Origin of the sequence: Microcoleus sp. S28C3 (assembly GCF_036700785.1) — a bacterium.
Taxonomy (GTDB): Bacteria; Cyanobacteriota; Cyanobacteriia; order Cyanobacteriales; family Microcoleaceae; genus Microcoleus; species Microcoleus asticus.
Genome location: NZ_JAUBPO010000006.1, coordinates 1 through 26245 on the forward strand (window position 1 = coordinate 1; position 26245 = coordinate 26245).

Genomic DNA, 26245 nt, shown 5'->3' on the forward strand with positions numbered 1-26245 from the left:
TTGATTGCTGGTATTTATAATTATGAACTTTCTTTGAAGATAAATTAGCGATCGCCTGAGAATTTCGCAAGAGGTCTTATCTTCCCTCCGACATATATCAATTAATAATTCATCCGGTGTGGAACTCAAATTTTGTTCCCGTACAGTCGCAACATCATGGCCAGCCAAACGTAACATCGAAACAACGCGGATGCTGCCCAAATTTTCATCAAGTTTTAACTTCACTTTAAAACAACTTTTTTTTACCCAGAGGAATTTCGACATAATAATCTCTTGCCAACTCAGCCCCATAAGCAATACAAGCCAAAATGTCTTCTCGTTCAATTCCCGGATATTCCTCAAGCAATTCTTCCAAAGTCATGCCGCTAGCTAGAAAGTCAAGAATCAGAGAAACCCAGATTCGATGACCGCGAATACACGGTTTGCCAAAGCAGATATTCGAGTCGATTGAGATGCGAGACAGTAAATTATTTTGAGTCATGTCTTTTCAATTAGATATTTTCCATCTTCGCGCATATCGGGAATAATTGTATCCCAATTAATCAGTTCTTGATTTTTTATTAATGATGCTTTGACGACTAAGACTCCACCAACATAATGAACCTCGCACTCTTTATCCATATTTGCTGGTTAGCTGTTGCCAGTTTCATCTGGCGGCGAAGCTACTTCCTGCTTTCTCCGCTGCCATAACAGGAAGTCAGCAAAGTTGAGGATTTCTTGCAGTTCGATTTCAGAGAAATTTTTCAGTTTGTCAACAATTTGTTCTTGCAGAGGTATCACGGCTATTTTTTCCTTGCTTAAGACAACCGCTAGATTCAGTTTAACATGAGGCAGCAGCGATCGCCCTTGTCAAACCAAGTGCGATCGCCCACGAGGAAAATTTCTACAACATCAGATTAGCCAATATTGCTCTCATGCAAAAAATTATGTCAACCTCTACTCCAAGGCAGCATCCCGGTCTTGTGGCGATCGCCCGTCGGGCCTTAAAATGGTTTAGCGAAGCATCCCCAATTCAGATTTAATCATCCCGCTTTCCTGCACAATCGCGGACGCTGCTTCCCCCAAAATTTTGTGTGCGGCCGTCGTCGGATGAATGCCGTCCCAAAACAAAAATCGATCGGGACTACCACAAACACCTCCACCCGATAAACACGCACTCGTCACATTAGTCAAGCCATATTTAGCCGGAGAAGCGATCGCTTCCCGATAAAGCGCATTAGCATCCAGAGTCGCAATCTTTAAGTCAGAATGCTGTTGACTTAATACCTTAACCGTTCGCCTCAAACCTTGATTGTGTGCTTGTGTCAATGCAGTGAGCCTTGTAGAATTAGCGCCTTTTCGCGTCGCCGGTAACTGCCCCAAATCTGGTAAATTTGCCACCAAGATATTTTTGGCACCCACACCAGCAAGAGAAGCGATCGCCTTTGCCACATTTTCAACGGGAAGCTTCGCATTATTTACCCCCTGCAAATAATCATTTGCACCCGCCCACAGTACATACAGCGCATGAGGATTTGCCTGTTTTTGGGAGTTAGTCCATGACTGAACTTGCGCTAACAAACCAGGGACAAGGCTATTGCGATCGCTCCCCGTTGTTGCACCTCCATAGGCTAAATTAGTGACTCGTTCAGGCGGCAACTTTAGGCGATCGGCAAGATACTCTACCCAAACTTTACCATTCGAGTAACGCCCTTGAAAGTAAGTCGAACGAGGCGGATATTGACCCCCGCTCGCTCGAAATACCATTCCCATATCCGAAAGACTGTCCCCAAATACATATAGTTCATTGACAGCCTCAGAACTTTGAGCTGATAGGATGAGTGCAACCATAAAAGATAAAACCGCAATAATTACTGCAAACAACGTTTTTTTTAACACTTTTTTCAACACTTGGTATTAGTTATATCTTTAAAATATTTGATAATTTTTAGCGCTAATTGCCGAGTTCGTAAATTTCAATTTTAGTGTTAGTTGTATTTTTGAATTAGTTTAAATATTTGCCTCAATTACTAATCTATCAAGTTTGGGAAAAATGTGGAGAATAAACCTGAACTTTAATTGCGGTTTGCCTCACTCCACTGCTCAACCTACATAAATTGGTGATGTCCTTGACACTTGTCTAATGGTATCTAGCTCATAGCGCTGTGGAGGGGGCAAAACCGTACATATTTTGGGAGATTACCCAATAAAGTTAGGCAAGAGGCGAACCACAAAACTCTCGCAAACAACCACCCTTGAGATAACTATCCATCACGGAATAAAAGAATTGATTGAAAGCGGATTTACTGGGCGAGCAAGAAATCGATCGCACTTTAGATCCTTGAAAGCCCGCACAAAACAAAAACCCTCCCCAACAAGGAGAAGGGAGGGTGAAAAGACAGTTAAAAATTTAAGTTTTTGCAGAATTAACAATAAGGAGTCACATCCTCGCCACACTCGTCAGCCAAATAACACAAAGCACGAAAGCGCAGCCCAACGATTTGCTCGTAAAGCGGATTTAACTTGCACAGCGGCGGAATGGATAATAAAGTGCGAGCGCCAAGTTTGAATTCTCGCTCAAACGGACACTGGCTAGGAATAAATTTACAGAGCAACCGAGCCAACTTTTGACTTTTAATTGCAGTGTTATCAAGCCATTCTTTTAGCGGATGCAAGGGGTCAAAGTGTGGCTTTTGACCGTAAGGTTGAGAATTTGTAGCGACATTAACTGCGGTTTCTTGTTTGCTAAACCTTACCCAATTTGGTAGAGTTCGGTAGGAGACTGTATGCTCAAATACGTTCATTTTGCTCTGTTCCTCTTTGATAACGAGGTGCCAAGAACTCTTTGTAGAGCTTGTGCTATATTATCTACAATCAGTATCTACAGCATCTCGTTTTGCTTTACCGGATTGAACTTCTTAAATTAATGACTTAGGGCGAGAAAAGTAGTTCCTGATTTTTTTTTAAAGACGGTGTGCACTCTAAAAAGTGTCCTCATTTCAAGCCCAACAATTGATTGATAGGGTAAAAATTCTGTCTTCTACTTTTTAGCTTCAACCTTCGGTTGACTCTCCTTTTGTAGTTCAATTACAATTGTGACGCATCGAGGTGAATTATCCTATACGTGAAAATGCGGAACTTTTAATAAAACTTATCATATTTCTAAATAAGCTCTGCTGCAAACAACCCTGAAACCCCGCCCCAACTATCTTTGCTTGCGATCGCTCAGAAACTCCTACAATGAGAAATAATCGGTATCACCGCCCTGACAACCCATGAGCAACCCAGAAAGCAAAGCTATCACCCGCGAATTGCAAAGCCACGCCGCCATTCTCGGCGGCTTCGTCTCCCTCCTCTGGATTATCGAAATTGTCGATGTATTCGTGTTCCGAGGCAGGCTGAATGCCTACGGAGTCCGCCCCCGCAGCATCGACGGACTTCAAGGCATCCTGTTTATGCCTTTTCTGCACGGCAGTTTTGCTCACTTAGCAGCCAATACCCTCCCTTTTGTGACATTTGGTTGGTTGATAATGCTGCGAGAAATTAGCGACTTTTTTATCGTGAGTGCCGTCACGGTGCTAGTCAGCGGATTCGGAGTTTGGCTGACCGGCGCCCCCTATTCCGTTCACATTGGTGCCAGCGGATTAATCTTTGGTTATTTCGGCTTCTTGCTGCTGCGTGGCTATTTTGAACGCAGCTTTACCTCTATTTTGATATCTTTAGTTGTCGGTTTTTTCTACGGCAGTTTAATTTGGGGAGTTTTGCCCTCGCAGCCGGGAGTTTCCTGGCAAGCGCATTTCTTTGGCTTTGTCGGCGGGGTATTAACCGCTCAATTTTTGGGGCGGCAGAAACGGAAAATTAACTAGGATTAGGACTTATGGTGCACGGTATCATGACCGTAGTTTATTGCCCCGAACTTATCTGAAAGCGTAGGTTTTTTGTCAACAAAGCGGGTTTATTCTGTAAGAATTGCATCCCGGACAGCAAGACTAACTGCTTACTAATAATTCAACCCGCGCCGGCAAGCACACTGTAAAAACCGAACCGCAACCTAACTCGCTTTCAACCTGCATATCGCCACCCATCATCACGCAAAAGTGACGGCTAATAGTCAATCCCAAACCCGTGCCGCCGTACTTGCGCGTAGTTGAGGCGTCGCCCTGCATAAAAGCTTGAAATAAATGCTGTAATTGTTCGGAGGAAATCCCAATGCCAGTATCAGCTACGCGAAAAATTATTAAGTCGGAAGGTTCTGCTATTTCTTGAGTTGTTAAGCTTTCATGTTTAACTCTTTCAATGCAGAGGGTAATAGTGCCGTTTTCCGTAAATTTAGCTGCATTGCTCAGCAGGTTGAGCAATATTTGACGAGTTTTGGTAATGTCAGCATACATCACTCCCAAATCGCTACCACAATCAACTTCAAACTTATTATAATTTTTATATACCAAGGGTTTGACAGTAGAAACTACCTCGTCAATTAAATTAACCGGGTTGAAAGTTTCTAAGTAAAGTTCCATCCGCCCTGCTTCAATTTTAGAAATATCTAGAATGTCGCTAATCAAAGACAGCAAGTGTTTGCCCGCCATTTGAATTTTGTGCAAGTCGGGGATAAAATCTTCGCAGCCTAAATCCTCGGCGTCTTCTTTGAGCATATCGCTGTAACCAATAATCGCATTGAGGGGAGTTCGCAATTCGTGGCTCATATTCGCTAAAAAGGCGCTTTTGGCTTGGCTTGCGGCTTGAGCTATTTCCGCTACTTTTTGGAATTCTTCTGCTAATTTGCGCTGAGTAATATCTTCAGCAATACCGACGATGCGGTAAATTTCTCCGGTTTGGCTGCGGACTGGAAAAGCCCGATCGCGCACCCAGCAAACTGAACCGTCCGTTGGCGTAGCCCCCGTAGGGGATCGCACTACCCGATACTCCTCATCATAATCGCCCAGCACCTGTTTCTCAAAAGCAGCCTTGACGCGATCGAGATCCTCCGGGTGAATAGCATCCCAAAAAGCCTCCGGTTCTGACTGCAAACTCTGACAGCTCAAATTCCATATTTTCTCGCAAGCAGGGCTCACATAAACTAGCTGCTTTTGATTGGGTTCTCTAATCCAAAATACCTCATGAATATTTTCTGCCAACTGACGAAACCGCTCCTCGCTGGCCCGCAACTGCCCCACAGCACTGTGAAATTCAGTCACATCCTGAATCAGCGATGCCACTCCGATAATGCAGCCGTCAGCATCAACCAAAGTCGTATTGTACCACTCGCAAAGAATAATTTTGCCGTCCTTTGTCATGTTCTCGTTAATGCTACTAATTCCTCCTTGATTAGTTAGCAAAGTGATAGATAGTTGCCTGACATACTCCTTAGCACTTTCAGGAACTATTAGATCGACTCCGTGGCGTCCCATTGCTTCCAAGCGGTTGTATCCAAAAATTCTTTCCGCTGACAAATTCCATTCCGCTACTTCAAAGTTTAGATTCCATTCAATCGCCCCCAAAGGAGTTTGGTGAAGATGGAGAGCCAGTTTTTGCTGCGATTTTTGCAAAGAAAGAATTAATTCATTTTTGTCGGCGATCGCAGATTCTACCCGATCTTCGAGAGTAGTAAACGACTCTTCCAATTGAGCGGCCATCATATTAAAAGAGCGAGCCAGGACACCCACCTCATCCTCCCGCTCTACAGACGCCATCAAGCGGAAATCTACCGCCATCCCGTCCCATTCTCCCCGCGACAAAGCCTCCGCAGCCTTGCTCAGACGCTGAATCGGTACAACAATCCACCTAGAAGTCAGAGCGCCAATCGCCGTTGCCACCACCAAAGCACCGAAACACAGCAACACTGTGTAGCGAGTGTTGGCATTAATCCTTTCCATAAAATCGGCTTCGGGAACCGCCACCACAATCAACCAGTCGAGGCCCCTGCTGTCTAAAAGCGGCGTCACCTGTAGAAATTGCCGTTGACCGTCGATCGTAAAATCTAACTGGCGAGATCTGTCAATTTTGTGCAAATCCCCGAAGTGTTCTGTCAAATAGCGGGCGGTCGATCGAATTAGAACATTCTTGCTACTGGCTGCCACAATCCGTTTCGCAACACCATTACTAACAATAAATGGCGGTTCCAGAGTAGAATTTGCCACCAATTGCCCAGATCTTTCTACAATAAAAGTCTGTCCTGATTTGCCAATTTTTAGAGTTTCCAAGAATTGATTGAGCTTGGAAAGTGCCAAGTCAGAACCCAGAATTCCTATCAGTTTCCCATCCTCGCCATAAACTGGTTGAGCAGCCGTAATCGCTAGTTTGGGAGCGTCAAAATAATTATAAATTTTACTCCAAGTCGGTTTGCCTGCGCGCACCGGAGCTATGTACCAAGGTCGGACGCGGGGGTCGTAGTTGAGAGTAGTTTTTAATAGCTTGGTTGGTTCGTCGAACTCCGACAGCACGTAGCTATGCAAATTATAGCCAGTAGATTGATTAGAAATCTGAACTTGCAACTTGCCGTCGTCGAGGCGTTCAACTCCAATAAAATCTTTTTTTTCGGATGCGAATTGAATGTAGCTAATTTTATCAAAAATTTTGATTTGTTTGTAGAAGTAGCGTTGCCAACTATCACTATCCTGCTCGTTCACCATGCCGAGACGGATGGCATCGAGATTGAGCTGATTGATTTGGTGTGGCGTTTCAATATAATTATTAATATGTTGCTGGATACGCGATGTGACTTCTGTCCGCAATTGTGTGGCAACATCGTTGACTGCTATGCGCCCGTTCCGCAGCGACAGCCACCCCGTCAACCCTACAGCAGCGAAAGTCTGAAGGGCAAAAGGCACAACAAGGACGATGCGAATTGGCACTTTGCCTGACATTTTTAAAATTTGGTCGGTCAAATATCTGATTGGCATGATGAAGCAGAAATATTACGAACCCACAACATTTCAGAAAAGTAAAGCCTGACGAGGGAAAATTTTGAAGTTGAGATGGTTTTAGTAGGGAAAGTGCTGTTAAGAGTTCGGAATTTGTCGCTGGTAATTGAATTTTTAACGACTGCCACCACCATCTTAGCGCGATCGTCCCCTTTAACAACAGGGGCGATCGAGAGGAATGCACTATTAATCATGGGATAACCCTACACGCTCATACTATTATAGATTTGAGATGAAAGAATTAAACAATTGGGAAAGACTGATTCTGTAAGGGTTTAGAATTTGCCCGCTTTTGCATTCTTTTTTAAACTGGTATCTGAAACGGGGTTTTTTTAGCGTTTCGGCCTGCAGCAACGAACTATTTTCATGACAAAAAAACTGGTGGATACCAGTCCGTGCCTCCAGCACTAACTATTTTTCTACTCCCGACGTGCGCTAATCAAACAAACCGAGTTTTTGGTTGACTCATTCCTGAAATGACGTATTTTGGCGTTTCAACCCGGTTGCTGCGTCAGTTGTATGTTTCCGATAACGCTATCCAAAGTTATAAGTTTTGCCGGAACTTTAATTGATATCTCCACAAGCAGCTACTTTTGATAGAGTGCAACTTAATTCCGGCTGAGTACAATAAGCATAGTAGGATGCAACTAGCGGAGGCATGGATGATGAACGCAGTTATTGCTACTCTTGGCACTGCTCTTGGACTGAGTTCAATTTTTATCGGTTTGACCCCGGCGGTTCTCGCCCAACAAAGACTGCAACCAGCGCCCCAAAATTCGGAAACGACTTTATCCGGCGACTCCCTCAGGACTGTGGAGGACAGAACCGTAGACTCGGACTACCAAAACTTGATTGGTGAACCAGAAACGGCGGCTAATTCTGCTAGAAGGGAAAGCAGCTTGGGCGACACATTTCGCCTCAAAATCGATGGCCCATTAGAATTTATCACTACTCCTTCGGACGCCCAGCGTCAAGGAAATCCTTTACCTCCCAAACAAACCGACAGTGGCACAGAAGCGGGAGTTCAGCTTCAGCTAGGACTTTAGCAATTTTAAATTAATTCATTTGAAGCAAGCGATCGCGGAACCCAATTTTTGATGGTCGGAATTATTGTGACTGCGATCGCCTTTTTTTATGAGTTTTATCACAAGTTTTGTGCCGTTTCCATCACACCACATCGCCGATTCTCAACAGAAAATTAGGACTATTAAACTTCTGATTCAGCCGGCTAAGCTACATATCTTTACAATATCGTATAAAACTGGCGGTGAAGGTGATGGGAAAGGCTCTACTGCTCGATTATTTGCGGGGGGAGTTGGCGATATCGAATTCTGCGATCGCCGTTGCTCTCCGACACGGTGAACAAGACGCCAGCCAACTGCCGATGGTTCTGTGGCAGTACGGGTTAGTTACACTGGAACAGTTAAATCTGATTTTTGATTGGCTGGAAGCTCAGCCAATTTAGCAATTTAAAATCCTGATTTGAAAAATATGGATATCGGATTGCAGATTTTTGACAAATAAAGCTTGCACAAACGATCGATCGTCGAAAAGTATGGGGTTAAGTCTGGAAGTTGAGGATCGGTCCGATATTTTCCTTTTCGGTAAAACACAAATATCCAGTAGGGACACAGCACTGCTGTGTCCTAATTTTTCTTAGAGATAGAGGTCAGGGACGATATAAAACAAACCCCAGCAACTTTTAGGCGGCCGGGGCTTGTCTTATTTAATTTGGTGGCGGGAAGTGGATTTGAACCACTGACCTTCGGGTTATGAGCCCGACGAGCTACCAGGCTGCTCTATCCCGCGTCGCTTTGTCTCTATCTAGTGGTTTCCAAAAACAAAACCCTGAAACCTTAACGATTACAGGGTTCGCTTGAATTTGGTGGCGGGAAGTGGATTTGAACCACTGACCTTCGGGTTATGAGCCCGACGAGCTACCAGGCTGCTCTATCCCGCGTCGCTTTGTCTGTCTTTCTAATATAAACATATCTTTCTGAAAATAGCAACCCCACAATCAAAAAAACTTTTGAGATTGTGGGAGGGGTTGCTGAAATCGGCTCAGAGTCTCGATCGCACTAAAGCATCGAAACTTCCCCGATTACCTCCAAGCGCTTGAAGTCGCTGAGAGTGAGGTAAGTCTCCGAAAGAGTTTCGGCGATCGTCGGAGTAATCCACCCCAACTGCTTGAGCAAGTGAATCGCCACAGCAAATTGAGCGCGCTTTCCCCCATCCGTCACCTTAATTGCCAAGCCCATGCCTTCGCCAACGCGGCCAATGCACTGCACCCCTTCGGCGCCGGACTTGCTGACCAATTCCCCTTGAGTCAAGCGCATCAGTTCCGTGTCAAATTTGCCCTCACCCGCAACCATCATCGGGTGGTGAGTCATAGCGCGGACAATCCGCTCCATATCCACATTGTTGCCGGAGGCTAACTGAGCGTACAAAGACGCCATTTGCCCCAACTGCAACAGATAGGTAGGAGCGCCGCAGTCGTCGCGAGCGCTGATAAACTCTTCGGCAGGCATTGCCAGCAAGTCAGCCACTTTGCCCAAAATAAGCTGCTGGACGGGATGTTTGCGGCGCAAATAAGTTTCCATAGGCCAGTGCAGTTGCTGACAGACAGCCAGCATTCCGGCGTGTTTGCCGGAGCAGTTGTATTGCAGGGCGCTCTTTTTCCCTTCGGGAATGGGGCATTGAAGTTTAGAGGGGTCAATGTCGCAGCGCCACAGGACGTTAAATACCTGGCGCGATTGCTCGATCGTACCTTGATGGGAACTGCAAATAATCGCTAAATCTCGATCGGTCAATTCGTAGCGTTCTAAAGTGCCAGTCGCCGTCACCGCCAAAGCTTGAAAAGGCTTGAGTGAAGAACGGACAAATGAGGCTGTTTCCGAGTTACCAGCAACAGACAGAACGCGACCGCGGTTGTCGCAGACAGCGGCCTGGGCGCGGTGCCTCGATTCCACAATACCTTCGCGCAGCAGTGTGACTTCAAGTTCGGGAGCTTGGGTTCGTTTTCCCCTTGTCATATCAATTTTAGATTTTAGATTTTAGATTTTAGATTGGGGTTCAGGAAGTTATGAGTTGCGAGCTGCCAGTTAAGAGTTATAAAGTTAATCTTTCTGCGATCGTTTCTCACTCATGCACTCCGTGTGCCCTGTTGGCTGTGCGCGGCAATCTCAAAACTCAAAACTCCCTTCCATTCCCGATTACAAACAACTCCAAGTTAGTCCCCCGGCAACCAGCAATACTGTCAAACCATAAAATGTCTGCCGCAGACGCCTGAGAATTGGTTCTAGTTGGTAGTTGACAATCAACTGGTCTTGAAGCAAAACTTCGGGAGTTTTAGGCCAAGATTGACAATCGTACCAGCCAGACTCTTCGTAGACGACCGTGGGATTTGAAAGGCGCGATCGCACGTAGAACCAACCCAAGTAGAGCCGCAGCAAAGCTAATCCTAGAATAAAACCGGCACCTGCGGCACCGCTGAGGACAAACTGAGCTGGATACTTGACAGGAGCAAAGCTAGAAGCAGCTATCGGCACCGATACCAAGCAACTCCAAGCCCAGACCCAAGCTAGTTTTGCCAGGTATCCGGGCCAATTGAGTGTTACCCAGCTAAAAAACCAGGATTCTTTAAGTTCTTGGTATTCATTGATCGGTCGCTGTTCTTGCGGAACGGGACAAATAGAAGCAGAAACGTTTTTCACATTAGCCATCCTCACGGCGCGGGGGAAAAGTCAATGCGTTCGGCGTGTCCCCAGAACGCTTCTAAATTGTAGAACTCCCGCTCTTGAGGCTTCAAAATGTGAATTATCGCGTCGCCGTAGTCCATGACGACCCAACTAGCGTCTGATAGGCCTTGTGTACGCAGTGGCAAGCGTTGCCACTCTTCTTCCACTTGGTCTGCTATCGCTTGGGAGATGGCTCGTACCTGGACGTTGGAAAATCCGGTGACGATCGCAAAGTAGTCTGCCAAGTAGCATACTTCTGACACCCGGAGCAATACAATGTCTACTGCTTTGCGGTCATCGGCTGCTTGGGCAACGGTCATGATCAGGCCGCGAGCTTCGTCTGGGGAGGTGTTGTCCGTTGCTGTAGACTGAGCCCTGGAGTATTCGAGTTGAGTTAGATCTGACATTAAGGGTTTAAGTTCCTAATTGATACGGTAAGGAAGAATGGGTGCGCTATGAGGGATGGGTTGTTGGCAGTTTGAGACGGGAAATAGGAGTTAGGTTGAAGCCAAAAGTAAGGACAGGATTGCTGATAAATTTTACTTTTAACTTGTGATTTGTTCGATCGACTTCTCCGTCGAATTTCCTGTTTCCGGCGATCGAGCCATTTGCAGCGCCCAATTGCGCGTAAGTACGGTGCGGGGGTGGATGTAGCAGCGAGTTTCTAGCAAATATTTAAGAGAATAATCGCTAGTTTGCCACACGGCTGCATAAAGATTTTGCAAGCTTGCCTCGCGCAGTGCTTCTAGTTGGGCTGTGTTGCCGCGGCTCGGCTCTATAGTGTCTGCTATGAATACGGTACAACTGAGCTGGCTCATGTTTGGTCTGCCGAGGGTGTGATTGGCGATTGCGTCCAATATTTCTCGATCGACCACCCCGAATTCGTCTCTGGCGACGATCGCGCTTGCGTCTGCGTGCAGCAAATGCGGGTGTGCTTCCAACACTGAGTCTAACTCTAAACCTTCCGCCCTTGCCATTTCCAGCAGCAGTTGAGGTTTGAAGTATTTTGCCAAATCGTGCAACAAACCGGCCGATCGGGCTTTTGCTTCGTCGAGGCCGTAATGGCGAGCCAAGTCACCTGCTACCTGTTCGACTCCGAGGATGTGTTTGATGCGGGCAGCGGGAACGCGGTCACAGAGCCAAGCTAGGACATTTTCGCGCGCGGGTGCAAGTGTCAAATATTAACTCCAAAATTGTATAGTTTATTTTATTTTAGCGTTTTCTTCTCATTGTCTGGGTTATATCCAAGTCTCGATCCCCCTCGTATCCCCCAAAACATCGGGGGACGAAACAATTCTCTTATCCCCGTCTTATTAAAGGCTGCTAAGGGAGCTCCGGGGAAAGAAAACACGCCCTAGTCTATCTGTTAGAGACATTTTATTTTTTTGATATGTCTGATGGATTGGCTGTTTTCTGTAATTATTTCATTTGTTCTACTTTTAGTCAGTGCCATCAAAGGTTTTTTTTAGTTGCTCCACTTCTGGCTTCGATGGTAATTTTGATTGCCATTTTGTTGAAAAGGGGATTTCCGCTAAAAAGCTTAATCGAAATGGCTGTTGTTGGCAGTCAAAAATCTTTTTCTGTTATCGCTATTTTACTTTTAATTGGTGCAGTAATGGCTGCCTCGATGGCTGCGGCGACAGTTCCGGTTTTGGTAGATTGGGGAATTATATCGATCGACGCTCACTATTTTATTTTTGAGGCATTTATCTTAACGAGCGTTATTTCTGTACTGCTCTGAACATCTTTTGGCACTGTACAGCACGCGCGGTTTCAAGCGCCGATCTTATTTTGGCAGCGGTGCCAATATTTTCTCACCATGACTCGCTGCAACGGCCGCAAATAAAGCTTCATAATGATTCAAAGCTTCCTCAAATCCGTAATTCTCCACGGCATAATTTCTGCCTTGCTCGCCCAACGCATCCACCCGATCGGGATTTAAGTACAAATCTTCAACTGCATCTGCCAAAGCCTGGGAATCTTCCGGCGCTACCACCACCCCGCCACCGCTTTGCTGCACTGCTTTCTGGGCCGTACCAGTTTCAGGAACCGAGGCCAAAATTGCCCTGCCGCTGGCGAGAATTACTTGGATTTTCGAAGGCATATTGAAGTTAGTAACGCGGCGCTTTTGTACGACTAAACTAACATCAGCAGCAGCTAATAATTCGGGCAATTTTTCTCGCGGTTCAAATGGCAGCAACATTACATTATTAGCTTTGTAAGTTTCGCAATCTTTTTGCAAGCGCGCCAAGGCTGTTGATTCCCCCACAATTACAAAAGCGATTTCGGTTATGTGTTTCAAACGAGCCGCTGCTTGGACAACTGTTTGCAAGCCTTGAGTTAGGGCAATATTGCCAGCATACAGAACGACAAATTTGCCCTTGAGTTTGTGAGTTTCTCGAAATGAGTTACTTTCCTTGGGTAAGGGGCGAATGAAATTGACATCAACCCAATTGGGAACGCAAACTATTTTTTCGGGGGGTACTCCCTGAGAATGCAATTTTTTGACAAAACCGCTGTCGATGACGCTGACTTGGCTGGCTGTGCTGTAGGCCAATTTTTCCAAAGCGTCAGCAATGCGAACTAGCAGTCCGTTTTTTTTGACCAAGCCGACGCGCACGGCTGCTTCTGAGACGATATCCTGAACGTTGAGAACGATCGGGCAAGCGCGAATCCAGCCGTAAAAGGCGACTGGGACGCAAATCGGTAAAGGAGGCATGGTCGAGAAAATCACGTCGGGACGCCAGCCTCTGAAGGCTTGGACGGCGCTGGAGACGACAAAACTGCCGTCTAGTAAAAGTCTGTCTAGGAGGGTGGGGTGGGGGCCGTTGACGCGCAGATAGCTGCGCTGAATTGTGACGCCGTTGTGTTGTTCGGTGAGGTAAAATTTGCCCTCATATTGCGGATAAATCCGGCGCTGGGGATAGTTGGGCATTCCTGTGACGACTCGGACTTGGTGCCCGCGCTTGACTAGGCCTTGCGCTAGTTCTGTCATCAGGGGGGCAATGCCGATCGGCTCTGGATAGTAGTTATAGGAATAAATTAGAATACGCATAATATTTAGTTTGAAGCAAATTGTCCTGCTGTCGCGTGCATCGAGCCTGCACCCGGTGAATTGCAGAGGATGTGGTTGGGTTCCCGGTAGCACAACAGGGGGCGACGTTAGGATCTCTTCCACCTGAGCGAAAGAAGCCGCCCTGACCGGGCGGGTATCGCGCCATCAAGTAATATTTTTGCGCATTACCAGGCAGTTGCGGCGATCGTCGGTACGGATATACCGAAGCTCGTCTGTGAGCTTGTACATGAACACCAGTCCCCTTTCTCCTTCTCTGTCCAAGGGATCGCGCTGCTCTTGCATGATCGAGTGCAGCTTTGCTTCTAAGTTGAAGGGTTGACCCCTGTCCCAAATCCTAATTTCTAAGTAATCGGCAAACACTTTTACCTCAATGTCTATGGGCGTCGCGGGGGGCAAGTTCTGGTGAGCGTGGCGGACAGCGTTTGTAAAGCCTTCGTTGATTATCAGCCGGCACTGCCACCAGAAATCCGCTGGTATCATGGGCAAAACGATATTCTCCAACCATTCCAAAACGGATGTTAAAGCCTTCAGGTCTGTTTCAACCTGAAGGTGCGACTCGGCCTTTGGTTGCTTGTCTTTCATCTTTCTTCCCCCTGGTCGGCCCCCACCACCGCTGTACTCAGCGCCGGAGGGAGAGCAAAAGGAGGGCAAGGTCTTGGCAACATATTAGTTAAGTCAAGCTTGAGTTGAAGAAGCCCGTTTTGCCTCAAGGTGAGCATTCCTTTCGCACCATTTACTCGCACAGCAAATGAGAGACTTCCGATACTGTAACCCGCCTCGGTAGGGCGTTTAAATAGGGAAAATTCCCGAGTCAGCTTGCGAGGCAGTGATTTGAGCTTGAACCGTGTTAGCAGTCGGTACTTTTCTAAACACAGGTGAGTTCTTCTCGTGCTCGAAAATCATGCTGGGATCATTCGAGTAGAACCTCGAAGTCGCAAATTGCTAATTATTAATGCTCTGATTGCAGAGCTGGCAACTAGCTGCGCATTTTCTGGGCGTGTGAATTTTAACACTTAATGCTAACGTAGCTATCGCTAGCGATCGTCTGCTTGACTAAGTATCAAGTTCGAGTTCCCGCCGCCCGTCCCCAACAGCACCTGAAAGTTCAGGGGTGGGTTGTTGAGGGTTCCTAGACAGCGCCGCTATTTTTGTTAAACAGGACTGTTACAGTTTTAACAATTAGTTTGAGGTCATACACCAGGCTCCAGTTTTGTTGGTATTTTAAGTCTAAACGGATGACATCTTCAAAATCGCGGACTTGAGAGCGACCGTTGACTTGCCATTCCCCGGTCATCCCGGGTTTGACATCCAAACGCTGCCACTGAGGGACTTCGTAGCGCTCAACTTCGTCTGGGGTAGGCGGTCTAGTGCCGACTAGACTCATTTCGCCTTTGAGCACGTTCCAAAACTGCGGCAGTTCGTCGAGACTGGTCTTGCGCAAGATGCGCCCGACTTTGGTAATCCGCGGGTCGTTGTCATTTTTGAAAAATGCGCCAGAAGCTTGGTTTTTGATTTGGTCTTTCATCGCTTCGGCGTTGGTACACATCGATCGAAATTTCCAAATCCGAAATTGCCTGCCCATCCAGCCGCAGCGGGTTTGAGCAAAAAATATCGGGCCTGGATCGTTGATCGTGATGGCTGCGGCTATGGGTACGAGTAAAATTCCTGTAATCATCAAACCAACTATTGCCCCAACGACATCTATCAGCCGCTTCACCCACGATTGCACTGAGGGGTGGGTCATCGGTAGGTGATTGTCCGAGGGATTGGTCTCTGTGGGAGTTGAGGTTGCAGAGGGCTGCTCGATCGTCAGCACTTGATCTAGGCTGGTGAGAGCAAATACTGCCATCACCTGCGGCTTGAGGCTTCGGAGCACCAAGTCGCTGCCGCGCTGTTTGGCAAATTTCAAATTGCTGACTAAAGCACCGATTCCGCTACTGTCGATGAATGTGGTCTGACTGAAGTCTAGGACGATTTTGCTGGGAACGGTGTTTCCAGAGAAAAGTTGCTGGCAGGTTGTCTTGAAGTTTACCGCTTCAAGTACGCTCAAGCGCACGGGTATGTGAACTGAGGGAGTCTCGTCCAAGTACGTAACCCGAAAATCTGCCTCTGGGGTTTGGCTGACCATGAAGTCCTGGTTTCAAATTTCAAGCTGATGTCTTTAGCTTATTCTGTCCTAGCAGCTCCTTCTTAAGCTAGCTTTATACAAACTTTACAAAAACGCCTTAAAACTCGCCCGCCGAGCGTGATATCCAAGGCAAAAATAGACTTGAGTCTACCAGTCGCTGTTTTGGCCCCAAGATTTTTGAACGCAGTCGCTGCCAAACTTTGACATCGGAATCAAGATTTTTGTGGATTCAGGCCGATTAATCTTGTCGTTAATATTTTTTTTGCCTGTCTTGCACATGATAGCCACCGCAGTTAACAGTTAACAGCTAACAGAGAAGTTAACAGTTAACCGTTAACTGCAAAACCCCCGTAACAAGTGTCGGAGGATGAGGTTAAGAATTGTAGACGTTTTCTGACTGGGAAGTTTCGCGGGTGATGGGTTTGACTTTGGCTTTGGCTTTCGCTGCGTTGCGTTTGAGGGCTTGGAGACGAGCTTCGTATTTAGCCCGCTGCTGTTTTTTGGAGGTTTGCTCGATTAAGGTTTTTAAGGCACTGCCGAGGCTTTTGTAGGCGTTTGGGAGTGTGTAGCCGAAGCGGGTGGCCAGGGCGAGGGCTTTTTCGTCGGCGTCTACTGCTTCTTTTAAACTTTTCTCTCCGTTGTTTTTTTGGTAAAGTCTCCAGCCGGAGACGCCGCACAGGGATAGGGCCAGTATTAACAGCAAGCCGTCTTGCACCCAAAGTTCACCGACGGCGCCGCCTAAACCAATGGCGAGGGCTGCCATTTCCCAACCATCTCTGGGGATGGTGTCGTTTTGAATTCTGGCGACTTCGTGCCAAAATAGGAGGTTGCGCTGATCCATTGCTAGCTGTTCCCAGCGGATCAGGTCTATTTGGATTTCTACCTGGTCTTTGCCTATTTCTTCGCTCCGGATCAGGGTAGGATTAACTTCTATTGTTTTTTCTACTGTTACCCAACTTTGGAGTTCTGGGGGCAGTATATTTTTCAAGCGCCGGATCTCACTCATCTCGGCTCTTGCTGTAGAGGTTGCATAGGATGTCATAGCTCCGGCCTATTGATTTTCCAAAGGTTAATATGTGTCTATTTCTGGAGTATAGCAAACCTTGAATCCAAATATAGTCTAGCAACGGGGGTCGATCGACCAATACTTGCAAATTTACTTGATTTTACTCGAAGAGGGCGATCGCAACTGCCGACTCGATCATTTCCTTCGGAGTATTTGGGCGACGGACTGACACTCATCTAAGACATACAGTACCAGTTATCCTCATGCTATTTCTGGCTTCTGCTTCGATCATCTTTTTTGCCAAAAATAGCGTTTTTTGTGAATAACTTATCGCTGTGCGATCGATTTTTATCCCTTGGCTTTCTGCCAGGTTAATTAATTAACCGCTTTCAAGATTCGATAGTAACTTGACCAGGCTTTAAATATTAAATCATAATTTAACCTCAAATATCTTTCGAGTTATGATATATTTTGGTTTGCGGGTTGAGATAGGGACGGGAGGCGTTGCGGAGAACTGTTTAGCCGTTACATAGTTTTTTCAACCTTGATATTTTAAATTTAATTCCACGATTATCCGGCTAAGTATTTTTTGTGATTTTGTGCAAAAAAACTTGCTGCAACTTCTAATCTTTTTTCGATTTTTCGATTACTAAATCCTTTTAATCTGAGTTTTATAGCTTGCACTTTCTTCCATTTTATGATATTTTTATATGTGATTAAATCTTGCAATTCTTCTAGTTGTTCCTCTATCTTATCTTTTTTGAGCGTTGCTAATTAACGGTATGAACCTATTTTTTTTGGAAGTCACAAACTCAACCATAATTAGCTTATGGCAATTGTGAAATCTTCAATTATACCTGTGTTAAGCAACGCCAAATGATTAAAGTGACTTGAGAAGACCGCTTTCTAATTGATAAATGGCTGCCATGATTCCGCTTTCAGGATTTGTAAGCAGGGACTTTTTGACATCTTTCAAGTATTCTACAATGTGTTCCCGCAAAATCGGTCTTTCTACTTTGACTGTGTGATTGTAATCCCACAAATCCCAAATGATAATTCCGATGCCGACAATCGGGTCGATTAAACTTACTCCCAACTGACTAGCAACTGTACCGCCTGTTTTTGTGGCTACCTTGGCGGCGGCTTTGCTGGCAACTTTTGCGGTAACTTTACTACCAACTTTAGCTGCGACTCCCAAAATTAAGGGTTTAGCAACCAAGTAACCGCTACCGCCAACTAATACTTTTAATGATAAATTCGAGACGTTTCCTTTGTCGCTAATTGTGGTGGCAATATCGTTCAGGTATTTGTCCCACTGTACTTGCGGTATATTATAATTGTTTTGAACAACTTTCACATTCTTGCTAACTTCTGATATGTACAAATTAGCAGTATCTTGAGTGATTAATTGAAATCGCAGTTGAGCGTTTTTTGGCACCAGCACGCGGTTAGCAAATTCTCTTTGAAAGTCTTCGGTTAATTTTTCGGAAACAGCACGAGAAGCTGCTGTCATATCAAACCTGTTGAGTACGGCTGATTTCACGAAATTAAAAGGTACGGTAAACTCCATCTTTTTTTGATTGAAGTAATCGAAGTACCAATCGAGGAAACTGTTGTCAACCCTTGCAATTACTTCTGTTTCCCATTTGTCCAATTCTTTAGATGCGAAAGTTTCGGCTGTTGTATGGGATTGTTGGATGGCGTTTTTAACGTCTTGGTTGACTTTGCTAAAATCGTGCGGCGGCGAGACTACAACTGCTGTGGTTCCGGTATTTGTTAGTGACTGGGAAATTAGAAAGTTACCGCATAGGGGAATGATGACTACTAAAATTACGATCGTCCAAATCATCGGTGTGACAGTTTTGATAAACTGACCGATAACTCTGAGACGTTCTGTTTTCTCTGAATAGCTAATTTCTTCCTTGTCTTGACTCATGGCGGTTTCTCAACTGATGAGAGTTGGGCTAGTTTCGATTATAGGCGATCGTACCTGCGATCGTGTTACGGGCCTGTGGCCTGAGATTCTGGAAAGGTTGGGGAAAAGTGCGCCCTTTCATCCCTGACTGTATAATAGTCATAGCCTTAGTTATAGCTCAGGTACTGACTTCCCCAAAAGTATAAAAAAACATGGTTCACAAAATAGCTCTATTTAATCACAAGGGCGGCGTTAGCAAAACAACCACTACATTTAATCTAGGATGGATGTTAGCCACGAAGGGAAAAAAAGTAATAATAGTGGATGCCGATCCGCAATGTAACCTCACAGCTATGGTTTTGGAATTTTCAACTAAGGAAGATATAGAGGGGTTATATAAAAAAGAACAGAATATTAAATCAGGCTTAGCACCTGCATTTGAATCAAGGCCTAAGCTAATTGAGGCTGTAGATTGTTTGCCAGTAGAAGGGTGCGATGGTTTGTTGTTATTGCCCGGTCATGTGGGATTTGCTGAATATGAGGTAACATTAGGCATTGCACAAGAGCTAGGCGGTTCAATTCAAACACTGCAAAACTTACCTGGTTCAATTTCATACCTTTTGCAGAAAACAGCAGATAAGTTTAAGGCTGATTATATTTTGATTGATATGAGTCCAATTTTAAGCTCAATCAATCAGAACCTGCTGATGACCAGTGATTTTTTTATACTTCCTACCAGTCCAGACTTCTTTTCAATAATGGCGATCCATTCTTTGGCAAAAATTTTGCCAAAATGGTATGCTTGGGCTCAAAAAGCTTCAGAAATGAGGCTTTTGAAAGATGCCGCCTATCCATTTCCCAAAGTTACACCGCGCTTGCTTGGGACTATTGTTCAAAAGTATAGAATCAGATATGGAGAGGCTGCGGCGGATTTTCAGAAGTGGATTGATGCAATTGAAGAAGCTGTCTCCACTAAATTAGTGCCATCTTTGCAAAAAAACAATATGCTGCTAACCGATGAAATGTATGGTTCTCAAAGAATTAAAAGTGATTTTTGCCTTACCCAAATTTCTGATTTTAATTCCTTGATTGCTAAGTCTCTACATCATAAAACACCTATTTTTGCTCTCACACCCGCTCAAATAGGGCAAACTGGTCCAATTTTAAGAAACACTCTAAAAGCACAAGATAAGTTCAAAATTACTTTTGATAAGCTAGCAGATAAAATTATTGGGTTAACTGCCAATGCAGTCAGCGATTGATCTATTTCGCCTCAGTATGGCTCGCGTTCGGGATCTGATTGCTGTGCATAATTCTCTAAAAGCTCAAGCTAGCAGTGTTTTGGATCTTTCCGATATGCTGAGAGCTGCACTTGTTCTAGCGGTTAGCGCTTTGGACTACTATATCCATGAAGTTGTCAGGATAGGAATGTTAGAAATTCATGGGGGGCAACGTCCTGAGCCGCAAGCATTCTCGCGGTTTCAGATTTCACTGGGTAGCGCTCGTGCAGGTATAAACGCAGGCCAAAATATTGATTCCTGGTTAAAAGATGAAATTCGTCAACGCCACAGCTACAAAAGTTTTCAACAACCAGAGGCTATAGCTGATGCTATTCGGCTGATTTGCGATAAAAAGTTGTGGGAAGAAGTCTCTACTAACATGAGTAGGCCTGCTAGAGATATAAAACAGCAATTAAATCGGATTGTCGATCGCCGAAATAAGATAGCACATGAAGCAGATATAGATCCTTCATACCCAATAGGCGATCGCTGGCCTATTGATGAACTATTAGTTAATGAAGCGGTTGATTTTATTGAGCAAGTTGTTGAGAGCATACACAACATTTTGTAACCCGCGATGATTAAATAAAAAAGCGATCGCACTCTTCATCCGCGTTAATCTGCGTTAATCTGCCTGTATCAGCGGTTCATAAAAAAAGAAAAGAGCGATCGCCCTTTAACCCTCCCTCAAACTCGATCGTCCTTGATGCTAAACATCAGCCGCAGGTAAAGGAATCTCATCGCCGCACTCATAAGCAGTCTCTACCCACAATTCCCTAGCTTCCTGAATATTATCCATCGCTTCCGACAAAGTTTCCCCCACAGACATACAACCCGGAAGGTTTTTTATTATGGCTGTATAACCTTCAGATTCTGGATAAAAACTGATAGCATATTTCAGGCTCAAGTAATAATCCAGAGATTTAAAATTGACTTTCATCCGCGTTCATCTGCGTCAATCTGCCTTCATCAGCGGTTCCAAAAAAAATAAGGTGAGCAAAGCCCACCCTACTATCTTACTAAAAACGATTAAACCTTCGCTTCATTCTTCACCAAATTACCCCAACCCAAATCCTTCAGCGAATTATTCCGGCGCAGCGGACGAGTCACCAACTCCAGAATATCCCGCGCATTACCAAAGCCGTGAATCTGAGCAAAAGTAAACTCAACAGACCACTTAGTATTAATCCCCCGCGCTTCCAAAGGATTAGCGTGAGCCATACCAGTAATCACCAAATCAATATTTTGCTCGTAAATCCGCTGCAACTGATTGTAATTGTCTGGTTTCTCCACAATCCGAGGAGTAGGAACTCCCATCTCGTGACAAGTCTTTTCTAACAAAGCCAACTCGGCCGCCTGATAGCGCTTGTCCATGTAAGGAATGCCGATTTCCGGGCAAGTCATGCCGCAGCGAATCAAGAAACGTGCTAAAGAAATCTCCAGCAAATTGTCACCCATAAAGAAGACAGATTTGCCGCGAATTATTTGCAGGTAATCTTCCAAGCCAGCCCAAATTTGCGCTTCCCGTTCGTCCAAACCTTTTGGTTCAATTCCCAACACTGAGCAAATCTTTTCAATCCAAGCGCGAGTTCCGTCAGGGCCGATCGGGAATGGCGCACCAATTAGCTTACACTTGCGGCGGCGCATCAACGTAGAAGCAGTACGCGACAAGAACGGATTCATGCCAGATACATAATAGCCTTCTTCCAATACTGGCAATTCAGTGTAGCGCTTGGAAGGAAGCCAACCGGAAACTTTGATTCCTTGCTTCTTCAATTCTAGAGTTAGCTGAGTAACAACCGGATCTGGCAAAGAACCAAAAAGTACCAGCGGTGTGTGCTTGACATATTCCGATTCATCTGCTGCAACTTCCTCTTTTTTCTTACCGAAATTCAGCAGTTGAGAGATAGCATTGCGTTCTTGTTTCTGAGATTCCATCACGGGCGCTTTCTCAGGGCATTTAGCAGCCATAGCTGCCAAAACGGTATCTTCCCCTTGAGTAAAAGCGTAATCCAAACCGTTAGCGCGCGCTGTGACGATGGGAATGCCAATTTCTGCTTCGAGTTTCGGCGCTAACCCTTCCAAATCCATCTTGATGATTTCGGTGGTGCAAGTGCCGATCCAGACAATTACACTGGGGTTACGATCGCGCTTAATTTGCAAGCACAGCCGCTTCAACTCATCATAATCGTTTAACTGAGCGGAAATATCGCCCTCTTCCAACTCAGCCATCGCATAGCGAGGCTCAGCAAAAATCATCACGCCCATTGCGTTTTGCAAGAAATAGCCGCAAGTCTTGGTACCGATGACCAAGAAAAAGCTATCTTCAATTTTTTGATAAAGCCAAGCTACGCAGCTAATCGGACAAAAAGTGTGATAATTGCCTGTTTCGCATTCAAAGTTTAAAGCTTCCGGTTCATTAGTAGTAATAGCAGTCATATTTCAAATGTTCTCCCTTTAAATTGTTTTTAGTCTCGAACAGGACAGGCTCGCTAAGCGAGGAAATACCTGGATTTTGAGATCGCCTCGCTGCTCTCGCGGACGAGAGAAATAGGTTGTTTTCCTCTCAAACGCGAACAGGCACAGGAGCGAAAAAAAATCTGTTTTTTGCGATCGCGCTGAAGCAGCGAACAATAATAGAAATACCTGGTTTTTGCGTAATTCCCCTGAAAAATAGATGCAGCCCACTCAATATTTCCGCAGCAGTCGCAGCATCCAAAATTTGAGCTAAAAAATTCTGCGTGAGGGCCTATAATCCCTCACAGCAGGGATTTAGTGTTTTTCAACTCGCTAAGCCAAAAAGCCTTTTGGCAGTTGTGAGTTTGAGCTAATTAAAAAATTAACAGCTCGCAACTCACAACTCACAAATAGAGCGGGAAACTTTAAGACTAGGAGAGACGCGGGCGATCGCAACAACCTCACTTAAAATCCGACAAAAAGCCCGAAATTTCTTCATCCTCATCGTCGGAATCCAAATCGCCGAGACCTAAAGCATCTAAATCATCTTCGTCAGGATCTCCGGTAGTTGCTTCCCCCAGATCGTCAAGTCCGAGATCGTCGAGGTCATCGTCATCAGATACAGAGAAATCGTCAATACCGTCTTCGTCCAAGTCGCCCAGATCCATGTCTAGGTCATCTGAGGTCGCTGTCCCAAACGGATCGGGTATTTCTTCCGCGACAAAATCTTCATCTTCTTCCCCAAACGGATCGGATATCCCCGCTTCGAGATCCCCAGAGGTCAAAGTCCCAAATTGTGAGGATGCTTCTTCATCGTCATCGCCGAGGTCCAGACCGCCCAAAGCCGAGGCTTCTTCTTCATCGTCATCGCCGAGGCCGAGACCGTCCAAAGCCGAGGCTTCTTCTTCATCGTCATCGCCGAGGTCGAGACCGCCCAAACCCAAGGCTTCTTCTTCATCGTCGTCGCCGAGGTCGAAGTCAGATACGACATCTTCCTCGTCGTCGCCGAGGTCGAAGTCAGATACCACGTCTTCCTCATCGTCACCCATATCGAAGTCAGATACCGCGTCTTCCTCATCGTCGCCGAGGTCGAGACCGTCCAAAGCCGAGGCTTCTTCCTCATCTTCGTCCAGGTCGAAGTCGGAGACTGCTTCTTCCTCATCGTCGTCCAGGTCGAAGTCGGAGACTGCTTCTTCCTCGTCATCGCCCAGATCGAAGTCGGAGACTGCTTCTTCCTCGTCATCGCCCAGGTCGAAGTCAGAGACTGCTTCTTCCTCAAACTCATCGAAGGATTCATCGTCGGAGCTCAGTGCTGACGCAGCAGCAGCCAGACCGGCCGCTCCGGCGACTCCAGCGACTACTCCGGCTGCTGCTAAGCCCGCACCGCCTAATTTATTAGATTGGGCTTCAGCGGGTGCAGAAGTTGCAGTTTGAGCCGCTGCGGGTGCAGCAGTTACTGTTTGAGTCGCTGCGGGCGCAGCAGTTGCAGTTTGAGCCGCTGCGGGCGCAGCAGTTGCTGTTTGAGCCGCTGCGGGTGCAGAAGTTGCAGTTTGAGCCGCTGCGGGTGCAGCAGTTGCTGTTTGAGTCGCTGCGGGCGCAGCAGTTGCAGTTTGAGCCGCTGCGGGCGCAGCAGTTGCAGTTTGAGCCGCTGCGGGTGCAGCAGTTGTTGGAGTTTGAGTGGCCGTTTGTTGCGCCGTACTTGAGGGCATACCCAGGGCGATGTCCGGGTCAAAATTTAGCCCCAACACTTCGATCAGGCTGTCTGCATCCGCCTTCAGTTTTGAGAAGGGCAGCATTAATTGCTGGAGTTCCGGCTCCAGGGCAGCCGCAATTCCCAGGATGAGGTAAGAAACAGGCCTTTTCCCGCCGTCGGGTGTGGCGACCGTGTTCTCAGCCGTCATGTGCAGGAGCAGCCAAGCCCGATTAACCTGGTAGTAGTCCAACCACTTCTGTTTGAGAGCAACTGAAAAAGTATCAAAAAAAGCCATAACCTCTTTATCCTCATCCTGATCGCTAGACCTATTAAACCATCATCAGGTCTAGCTCATCTTCCTCCTTCTTGACCACTGGTTGCACTGGATTTAGGTAAAAATCTGATAGCAGCGAGAATAATTCGCGATCGGGCGTGTCGTTGGGCACTACTCCTTCGGGCATGGCCAAAATCTGGTCGGCGATGTTGAGGTAGTAATCGCACACGTAGTTGAGGGAAGGATCGCTCTCGGCCATCTCAAACAATGTTTTGCCTTTAACGCGAGAAACGCGAATGTCTTCAATCAAGGGCAGCACTTCCAGCACCGGCATCGGTACAGAGTCAATGTACTTGTCGATCAAGTCGCGCTTTGAGGTGCGGTTGCCAATTAAACCGGCGAGCCGCAACGGGTGAGTGCGGGCTTTTTCGCGGACTGAGGCGGCGATGCGGTTGGCTGCAAATAAAGCGTCGAACCCGTTGTCGGTAACAATCATGCAGTAGTCGGCGTAGTTCAAAGGGGCAGCAAAACCGCCGCACACTACGTCGCCGAGCACGTCGAACAGGATGATGTCGTATTCGTCGAAGGCATTTAGTTCTTTGAGCAGTTTGACTGTTTCGCCGACTACATAGCCGCCGCAGCCAGCTCCTGCGGGAGGGCCGCCTGCTTCTACGCAGTCAACGCCGCCATAGCCTTTGTAAATGACATCTTCGGGCCAAACGTCTTCGTAGTGATAGTCCTTTTCCTGAAGGGTGTCAATAATTGTCGGGATCAAGAAGCCAGTGAGGGTAAATGTGCTGTCGTGCTTTGGATCGCAACCGATTTGCAAAACTTTTTTGCCGCGCTTGGCTAGGGCAACGGAGATGTTGCAGCTTGTTGTCGATTTGCCAATTCCACCTTTTCCGTAAACTGCGAGTTTCACTCTTTGTTCTCCTATAGGTTTCTATCAAAACTATGAGGGCTGGGGTTTGATGCTTTTTTTCGATCGCCCAACTGCAATAGCTCAATTGCACTAGCCGACGTTGCAATAGCCCAACTGCAATGCCCTTACTGTCAGTCGATTTGAGATTTCAGATTTTAGATTGACTCCACAGATGAATCTGGGGCTTCTCCCTAATGTCTAAAATTTTTCGCTCTCGACGACTTTTGTTTGGGGCTTGTATCCGTCTTTGGGGTAGGCCAATTTTCGAGCCTGCCCTAAGTCACCTCGTTGAAAGCATTATTAGCTAACTTGCGATGAAAAGAAAGGGGGCGTCTAAATGAAAATGCTAGTAAATTTGTTTATTTTGCACTTTTGGGAATCTTAACTGGTTTTTTGAACTAAAAATCTATTTTTATAATCTTTTTAGATTTTTAATTAATTTTAAGATACTTTTTTAATATAAAGAGGTACAAAAACAAAATAAAAATAAAACAAAAATTAACTTCTCAAACAATCTGGGCTTTTGGCTTTGGGGCTGGGATGCAGGCAGTTGATGGCTTGTGCGGGTAACTTGAACGGGCACAAAGGGGCTAGTGGATGAGGTAAACGGGAGAGTGAGTTCGGCCAAGTTGGATGGGGGGAGGGCAAAGTGATGTTAGCTTTCGGCTGTTGGGCGTGATTTTGCTGGGGTTTTTAGTGTTGTGTAAAAAATTGTGAATTTTTAGGAATTGGTGGGAGATTGGGGGAGGGGAAGAGGAGGAGAGGGGGACTGTGGGGCTGTGGGAGAATATTATTTTTTCCCAATGAGGTAGAGTCGAGAGAAGGTATTACCATCTTCTCCCTCCGATTCGGAACCGT

General features: G+C 46.0%; 27 protein-coding genes and 2 tRNA genes. 6 read left to right on the forward strand and 23 right to left on the reverse strand.

Annotation, left to right across the window (positions count from 1 at the left end; genetic code table 11):
* The 6 genes from QUA13_RS03270 to QUA13_RS03295 form a co-directional block, all read right to left on the reverse strand.
* Positions 1-225: DUF5615 family PIN-like protein (locus QUA13_RS03270; RefSeq protein WP_333196594.1), on the reverse strand; the 225-nt coding region annotated here is incomplete at its 3' end.
* Position 226: 1 nt separating this feature from the next.
* On the reverse strand, positions 227-481 hold the full coding sequence (locus QUA13_RS03275) for a DUF433 domain-containing protein (RefSeq protein ID WP_333196597.1): 255 nt from the start codon (positions 479-481) through the stop codon (positions 227-229).
* Positions 478-621, reverse strand: coding sequence for a hypothetical protein (locus QUA13_RS03280; protein ID WP_333196599.1), 144 nt, complete (start codon positions 619-621; stop codon positions 478-480). Before QUA13_RS03280 ends, QUA13_RS03275 begins: the two co-directional genes overlap by 4 nt.
* A gap of 9 nt (positions 622-630) precedes the next feature.
* Positions 631-780, reverse strand: a complete 150-nt coding sequence (locus QUA13_RS03285; protein ID WP_333196600.1) for a hypothetical protein — start codon at positions 778-780, stop codon at positions 631-633.
* Between the two features lie 213 nt (positions 781-993).
* The gene (locus QUA13_RS03290) at positions 994-1878 is read right to left on the reverse strand and encodes an SGNH/GDSL hydrolase family protein (protein WP_333196603.1); all 885 of its coding nucleotides are present in this window, start codon (positions 1876-1878) and stop codon (positions 994-996) included.
* A gap of 527 nt (positions 1879-2405) precedes the next feature.
* The gene (locus tag QUA13_RS03295) at positions 2406-2783 is read right to left on the reverse strand and encodes a Mo-dependent nitrogenase C-terminal domain-containing protein (RefSeq protein ID WP_333190862.1); all 378 of its coding nucleotides are present in this window, start codon (positions 2781-2783) and stop codon (positions 2406-2408) included.
* Positions 2784-3254: 471 nt separating this feature from the next.
* Between QUA13_RS03295 and QUA13_RS03300 the strand changes: the two genes are divergently transcribed.
* Positions 3255-3845 carry a rhomboid family intramembrane serine protease gene (locus QUA13_RS03300; protein ID WP_333196605.1) on the forward strand — a complete coding sequence of 197 codons (591 nt, stop codon included), beginning with the start codon at positions 3255-3257 and terminating at the stop codon, positions 3843-3845.
* Positions 3846-3968: 123 nt separating this feature from the next.
* Here the strand turns inward: QUA13_RS03300 and QUA13_RS03305 are convergent, their stop codons facing one another.
* Together QUA13_RS03305 and QUA13_RS03310 are read right to left on the reverse strand one after the other, a co-directional pair.
* Positions 3969-6842 (reverse strand): PAS domain S-box protein, encoded by a 2874-nt coding sequence (locus QUA13_RS03305; RefSeq protein WP_333196607.1) that lies wholly within the window; start codon positions 6840-6842, stop codon positions 3969-3971.
* 17 nt (positions 6843-6859) lie between these two features.
* Positions 6860-7093 (reverse strand): hypothetical protein, encoded by a 234-nt coding sequence (locus tag QUA13_RS03310; protein ID WP_333196610.1) that lies wholly within the window; start codon positions 7091-7093, stop codon positions 6860-6862.
* Positions 7094-7561: 468 nt separating this feature from the next.
* Here QUA13_RS03310 and QUA13_RS03315 point away from each other — a divergent pair, with 468 nt between their 5' ends.
* Positions 7562-7945: a hypothetical protein gene (locus QUA13_RS03315; RefSeq protein WP_333196611.1), complete on the forward strand. Its 384-nt coding sequence runs from the start codon at positions 7562-7564 to the stop codon at positions 7943-7945.
* Positions 7946-8175: 230 nt separating this feature from the next.
* On the forward strand, positions 8176-8364 hold the full coding sequence (locus QUA13_RS03320; protein WP_333190865.1) for a DUF2949 domain-containing protein: 189 nt from the start codon (positions 8176-8178) through the stop codon (positions 8362-8364).
* A gap of 267 nt (positions 8365-8631) precedes the next feature.
* Here the strand turns inward: QUA13_RS03320 and QUA13_RS03325 are convergent.
* The 6 genes from QUA13_RS03325 to yqeK all read right to left on the reverse strand — a co-directional run bounded on the left by QUA13_RS03325 (position 8632) and on the right by yqeK (position 11814).
* Positions 8632-8708, reverse strand: a tRNA-Met gene (locus QUA13_RS03325).
* Positions 8709-8782: 74 nt separating this feature from the next.
* Positions 8783-8859 (reverse strand) — tRNA-Met (locus QUA13_RS03330).
* A 118-nt stretch (positions 8860-8977) separates the two neighbouring features.
* Positions 8978-9931, reverse strand: a complete 954-nt coding sequence (locus tag QUA13_RS03335) for an asparaginase (RefSeq protein WP_172189952.1) — start codon at positions 9929-9931, stop codon at positions 8978-8980.
* Positions 9932-10111: 180 nt separating this feature from the next.
* Positions 10112-10621: a CGLD27 family protein gene (locus QUA13_RS03340; protein ID WP_172189954.1), complete on the reverse strand. Its 510-nt coding sequence runs from the start codon at positions 10619-10621 to the stop codon at positions 10112-10114.
* 2 nt (positions 10622-10623) lie between these two features.
* Positions 10624-11043 (reverse strand): ribosome silencing factor, encoded by a 420-nt coding sequence (rsfS, locus tag QUA13_RS03345; protein ID WP_333196613.1) that lies wholly within the window; start codon positions 11041-11043, stop codon positions 10624-10626.
* Between the two features lie 138 nt (positions 11044-11181).
* A complete protein-coding gene (gene yqeK / locus QUA13_RS03350; protein ID WP_333196615.1) occupies positions 11182-11814 on the reverse strand; it encodes a bis(5'-nucleosyl)-tetraphosphatase (symmetrical) YqeK in 633 nt (210 codons plus the stop codon).
* A 212-nt stretch (positions 11815-12026) separates the two neighbouring features.
* On the opposite strand from yqeK, the gene QUA13_RS03355 reads away from it, so the two are divergent.
* A complete protein-coding gene (locus QUA13_RS03355) occupies positions 12027-12377 on the forward strand; it encodes a hypothetical protein (RefSeq protein WP_333196616.1) in 351 nt (116 codons plus the stop codon).
* A 45-nt stretch (positions 12378-12422) separates the two neighbouring features.
* Here the strand turns inward: QUA13_RS03355 and QUA13_RS03360 are convergent, their stop codons facing one another.
* The 5 genes from QUA13_RS03360 to QUA13_RS03380 form a co-directional block, all read right to left on the reverse strand.
* Entirely contained in the window at positions 12423-13691 is a 1269-nt protein-coding gene (locus QUA13_RS03360) for a WcaI family glycosyltransferase (RefSeq protein ID WP_333196618.1), read from the reverse strand.
* Positions 13692-13856: 165 nt separating this feature from the next.
* Positions 13857-14294 (reverse strand): ATP-binding protein, encoded by a 438-nt coding sequence (locus QUA13_RS03365; protein WP_333190870.1) that lies wholly within the window; start codon positions 14292-14294, stop codon positions 13857-13859.
* A 547-nt stretch (positions 14295-14841) separates the two neighbouring features.
* The gene (locus QUA13_RS03370) at positions 14842-15840 is read right to left on the reverse strand and encodes a sugar transferase (protein ID WP_333196620.1); all 999 of its coding nucleotides are present in this window, start codon (positions 15838-15840) and stop codon (positions 14842-14844) included.
* 373 nt (positions 15841-16213) lie between these two features.
* Entirely contained in the window at positions 16214-16882 is a 669-nt protein-coding gene (locus tag QUA13_RS03375) for a DUF3318 domain-containing protein (protein WP_172189967.1), read from the reverse strand.
* Between the two features lie 844 nt (positions 16883-17726).
* Positions 17727-18782 (reverse strand): hypothetical protein, encoded by a 1056-nt coding sequence (locus QUA13_RS03380; RefSeq protein WP_333196621.1) that lies wholly within the window; start codon positions 18780-18782, stop codon positions 17727-17729.
* Positions 18783-18973: 191 nt separating this feature from the next.
* On the opposite strand from QUA13_RS03380, the gene QUA13_RS03385 reads away from it, so the two are divergent.
* On the forward strand, positions 18974-20023 hold the full coding sequence (locus QUA13_RS03385; RefSeq protein ID WP_333196624.1) for an AAA family ATPase: 1050 nt from the start codon (positions 18974-18976) through the stop codon (positions 20021-20023).
* Positions 20007-20612 (forward strand): HEPN domain-containing protein, encoded by a 606-nt coding sequence (locus tag QUA13_RS03390; protein WP_333196626.1) that lies wholly within the window; start codon positions 20007-20009, stop codon positions 20610-20612. Before QUA13_RS03385 ends, QUA13_RS03390 begins: the two co-directional genes overlap by 17 nt.
* Positions 20613-20750: 138 nt before the next feature.
* On the opposite strand, the gene QUA13_RS03395 is transcribed toward QUA13_RS03390, so the two are convergent.
* The 4 genes from QUA13_RS03395 to bchL form a co-directional block, all read right to left on the reverse strand.
* Positions 20751-20981, reverse strand: a complete 231-nt coding sequence (locus QUA13_RS03395) for a type II toxin-antitoxin system HicB family antitoxin (protein ID WP_333196628.1) — start codon at positions 20979-20981, stop codon at positions 20751-20753.
* An 89-nt stretch (positions 20982-21070) separates the two neighbouring features.
* The gene (locus QUA13_RS03400) at positions 21071-22480 is read right to left on the reverse strand and encodes a ferredoxin:protochlorophyllide reductase (ATP-dependent) subunit N (protein WP_199292772.1); all 1410 of its coding nucleotides are present in this window, start codon (positions 22478-22480) and stop codon (positions 21071-21073) included.
* Positions 22481-22959: 479 nt separating this feature from the next.
* The gene (locus tag QUA13_RS03405) at positions 22960-24486 is read right to left on the reverse strand and encodes a DUF5331 domain-containing protein (protein WP_333196629.1); all 1527 of its coding nucleotides are present in this window, start codon (positions 24484-24486) and stop codon (positions 22960-22962) included.
* Between the two features lie 34 nt (positions 24487-24520).
* Positions 24521-25387 (reverse strand): ferredoxin:protochlorophyllide reductase (ATP-dependent) iron-sulfur ATP-binding protein, encoded by an 867-nt coding sequence (gene bchL / locus QUA13_RS03410; RefSeq protein WP_172189973.1) that lies wholly within the window; start codon positions 25385-25387, stop codon positions 24521-24523.
* Positions 25388-26245: the final 858 nt, after the last annotated feature.